This is a genomic window from Chitinophaga sp. (assembly GCF_035564935.1).
Taxonomy (GTDB): Bacteria; Bacteroidota; Bacteroidia; order Chitinophagales; family Chitinophagaceae; genus Chitinophaga.
Window position 1 is genome coordinate 1 of record NZ_DATMTE010000435.1, and the last position, 3,984, is coordinate 3,984.

4 protein-coding genes are annotated in these 3,984 nt (G+C 42.7%); 2 read left to right on the forward strand and 2 right to left on the reverse strand.

What is annotated here, in order from left to right; all coding sequences use genetic code 11:
* The first annotated feature begins 115 nt into the window (after positions 1 to 115).
* Positions 116 to 769 carry a BON domain-containing protein gene (locus VN105_RS11270; protein ID WP_325640865.1) on the forward strand — a complete coding sequence of 218 codons (654 nt, stop codon included), beginning with the start codon at positions 116 to 118 and terminating at the stop codon, positions 767 to 769.
* A gap of 49 nt (positions 770 to 818) precedes the next feature.
* Here VN105_RS11270 and VN105_RS11275 read toward each other — a convergent pair whose 3' ends face one another.
* Both VN105_RS11275 and VN105_RS11280 read right to left on the reverse strand, forming a co-directional pair.
* Positions 819 to 1,877, reverse strand: coding sequence for a response regulator (locus tag VN105_RS11275; protein WP_325640867.1), 1,059 nt, complete (start codon positions 1,875 to 1,877; stop codon positions 819 to 821).
* Positions 1,855 to 3,468 carry a PAS domain-containing sensor histidine kinase gene (locus tag VN105_RS11280; RefSeq protein ID WP_325640869.1) on the reverse strand — a complete coding sequence of 538 codons (1,614 nt, stop codon included), beginning with the start codon at positions 3,466 to 3,468 and terminating at the stop codon, positions 1,855 to 1,857. The genes VN105_RS11275 and VN105_RS11280 overlap by 23 nt, the downstream gene beginning before the upstream one ends.
* Positions 3,469 to 3,619: 151 nt before the next feature.
* Here VN105_RS11280 and VN105_RS11285 point away from each other — a divergent pair.
* Positions 3,620 to 3,984 (forward strand): hypothetical protein (locus VN105_RS11285; protein WP_325640871.1); only part of this gene is annotated, 365 nt, incomplete at its 3' end.

Consider the following 3,984-nt stretch of genomic DNA (forward strand, 5'->3'; position numbering starts at 1 on the left):
GGTCAGTTGATAAAAACATGATCAGTATCAGAAAAAACGCTAACTGTTATCATTGAAAAAACGGTATCAAGGGGAGTATATTGAAACATATTTCTTCACTATTAAACTATTAATTATGAAAACAGATGTGCAAATACGGGAAGATGTACTGGATGAGTTAATGTGGGAACCAATGCTAAAACCAGCGGAGATCGGGGTGGCTGTAACGGATGGTATTGTTACGCTTTCCGGCTATGTAAATGATTACAGTAAAAAGCTGGCCGCCGAAAAGGCAGTCAAGAGGGTAAAAGGCGTAAAAGCGGTGGCTGAAGATATCCAAGTGCGCCTGCCTTTTGAAATGCAGAAAGATGACGAGGAAATTGCGGGGAAAGTGGTCAATGCGTTGAAATGGAATACCAATATCCCGGACGAGAAAATATCCGTGAAGGTTGATAACGGATGGGTTACGCTGGATGGCGAACTGGAATGGCAGTTTCAGCGGGATGCGGCCCTGACCGCAGTCAGAGACCTGGTAGGTATTAATGGAGTTATTAACCTGCTCAAGCTTAAACCGGTATTAAGTACATCCATTATCAAAAGCAATATCAGGAAAGCTTTGGAACGTAATGCCGACCTGGAGGCAGATAAGATCACCATTGATACTTCAGACAGTACGGTTACCATAAATGGCAAGGTACATTCCTGGAGTGAAAAAAGCGAGGCTGAAAGGGCTATTTGGGCTACCCCCGGCGTAGCAAAGGTAATTAACCACCTGGAAATAAACGGATGAATTAAAATACCAGTGCAATATCATCGCTAGCAGATATTGCACTGGTATATCAATAAAGCATATTGGATAATTTCTTCTCATCTAATAGTACTACCATGCCATCTTTGATATCGATCAGTTTTTCTTCCCGGAAATCACTGAGCGTACGGATAAGCGACTCGGTAGCAGTGCCGGCTATTGTAGCCAGGTTTTCCCGACTTACGTTTATAACGAAAGGCTGTTCCTTTTGAGGATTGTATTTAACGTGAAGACTTATCAGTGCTTCGGCTACTTTTTTACGGAGAGAGTTATAGGCCAATCCCAGTAATTGCTGTTCTTTGGTGGTTACATTTTTAGCCAGCATACGGATGAGCTGAACGGCTATCTCATGGTTATTATGAATAAGTTCTTCAAAGTCGTTAAGGGGAATCACCGCCACTTCGCTTTCTTCCATAGCCATCGCAGTTTCCTTATAAACGGTACCTTCCAGTAATGCGGTGTATCCAATAAAATCGCCGGCGGAGAAAAGATCTACTACCAGCTCTTTACCAAAGTCGTTTGTCTTTATAGTTTTCACTTTACCCCGCTGAAGGTAAAACAAACGCGTAGGATGATTACCTTCTGAGTAAATCACCTGCTTCTTTTTGATTTTATCGATATTTCTTCCTTCTGCCAGGGCCTTCAGGGATTCTTTACCGGTAGCCTCATACATTAGTTTATTAAGCCCCTTAAGATCAGCGGGGAAATGCTGTTTCCTGATGGCAGCTTTTTTTAACCGCCTGTCTATGGCATCCCACAGTTCTGTGCCACTGAATGGTTTAGTAATATAATCATCTGCCCCCATTCCCATCCCTTTACGGAAGTCGCTTCTTTCGGTTTTAGCAGTCAGGAAAATAAAAGGGATATCTTTCATGTCTTCGTGTTGCTGCATCAGGTGCAATACACCAAAGCCGTCCAGCACAGGCATCATAATATCGCATATAACCAGGTCTGGTTTGTTACTGAGAATCATTTCCACGCCGATCCTGCCATTTTCCGCGGCAATGACATTATATCCTGCTATAGCAAGAATATCTACTGTATTTTCACGTAACTCTTCGTTATCTTCAATTAATAAGATTGTTTTCATGACTGGCAGGGGACTTTTTTGTTTCGAGTTGAAAATTAATAATAAATGTTGTACCGGCATTGAGTTCACTTCTGCAGGAGATGCTGCCGTTCATCAATTTGCTGTAATTATTTACAATATGTAGTCCGAGGCCTGTTCCCTGTATATTACTTACATTAGTACCCCGGTAAAACCTTTCAAAAAGATGTTGCTGGTCTTCTTCCGACATGCCTATGCCATAGTCTTTAACAATGAGAGAGAATTCACTGTCATTTTTTGTGGTAGATATCTCTATTAAACTGTCGGATTTTGAAAATTTAATAGCATTCCCAACCAGGTTCATGGTAATATGTTTAAGCAGTGAGGGATCCAGCAGCACTGTTGTTTCCCCGCTATGATGATAGCTGATAGTCTGTTTTTCTTTAGCTAGTTCCTGCATTTCCTGTATGATATTGTTGAAAAAGTCTTGTATGTCGAACTCTGAAAGACGAACCTGTACTTTCCCTTCCTCAATTTTTCCTACGGAGAGGAAGTCGTTGAGCGTATCTGTCAGTAAGGATACAGCATTAACAATCCTTTGTATGTGTTTGTTCCGGACAGGCTGATCTTTTTCTTCGGCATAATGTTTTACGAGGAAAGCAGAAGAGAGGATGGTGCTGAGAGGAGTTCTGAACTCATGGGAGGCCATAGACACGAAACGTGATTTCAGGTCGCCAAGTTCTTTTTCTTTGCTGAGGGCTGCCGTCAGTTCTTCTTTGGATATTTTGAGTTGCTCCAGCGCTTGGGTAAGCTGGCCGGTACGCTCTTCCACTTTGGCTTCCAGCTCATTATTCAGGTTTTCTATCTTTTCTTCTGCCTTTTTTCTTTCTGTGATATTATTGACATAGGCAATTACAAAGTGACCTTCTTCATTAGCATAATGGCTAAGACTGATTTCCACGGGAAACTCTGATCCGTCTTTCCGGACTGCAAACAGATCCATGCCAATTCCCATAGGCCTGCTTTGCGGATGGGCATTATACCGGTCCCTGTGTTGTTCATGCCTGGTGTGAACCCGTTGGGGAATCAGTATTTCCACTTTTTGCCCCAGTAATTCTTCCCGTCTGTACCCAAACTGATTAAGTGCGAAATCGTTTATAAGAATAATTTCTCCCCATTGATTGGTTACCAGGATACCTATGCTTGCATAATCGAACAGGGCGCCAAAGCGCTCCAGTTCCCTGTTAAGCTGTTGTTTGAACCTGCGGTCGGTAAGATAGTCGGTGATGCGAAAGAAGCAGTAATCCTTACTGTTATTGCGCAGAAATATTTCTTCATAAAGCCCCAGGAAGGTTTCTCCCTGTATATTATGCCATTGACACTCTTTCTCGTGGAGGCCTGATGGTACTGTGGAGAAATCTGCATTGCCCTTGCCTAACTGATTTTGGTCAATCAATAACTCAAGCTCTGCATAATCATCTGTTCCCAGCATTTTTACACCGGTATCGTTAATATATATCAGCCGGCCATTTTCCTGTTCCTTTATGGCAACAAGGCCTGGCATACGTTCCATGATGGCGGCAAATACAGCCAGTTGAAAATCGATATCCAGGCTGTTGATAGAAAAGCTCATAGATTTAGTTATTACCGGCAGAAAGATAAGAATTTATCTGTTGAGATTAACATAAAATCAGCCCGGATGACCGCTATCATACAATGAACTGACTGATCTCATTTGGAGGGAATTTGCCCTGGGGTATTATTGCAACATAAAACATTTTGTTATGGATATCTATATAAGCGAAGAAGCTATTGTAGGGGATATACAAAAGAGATTCAGGGAATTTTATCCTTATCTCAAACTGGCATTTTACCGCAACCCGCATACAGAGGGGGAATGTTCTCCCAAAGAGGAACTGGTAGCACCGGAAATGCCTATTGACAAGATCAGGATGATACATAATTCAGGCTGGATAGACATTAGTGGTTACCGCGTGGCGGCTGCCGTGGAACATGATTTCAGCCGGGAATTTGGTTTAAACGTGCAGATACTGCGGAAGTCAGGTGGTTTGTGGCTGGCAACCACGGGTACGGATAGCTGGACGCTGGAGGAATTAAATATGGCAGGCCGTCCGGTAAAACGGCAGCG

Coding starts and splice junctions, on each gene's coding strand:
- VN105_RS11270 (WP_325640865.1), top strand. CDS start 116: ATGAAAACAGATGTGCAAATACGGGAAGATGTACTGGATGAGTTAATG.
- VN105_RS11275 (WP_325640867.1), bottom strand. CDS start 1,877: ATGAAAACAATCTTATTAATTGAAGATAACGAAGAGTTACGTGAAAAT.
- VN105_RS11280 (WP_325640869.1), bottom strand. CDS start 3,468: ATGAGCTTTTCTATCAACAGCCTGGATATCGATTTTCAACTGGCTGTA.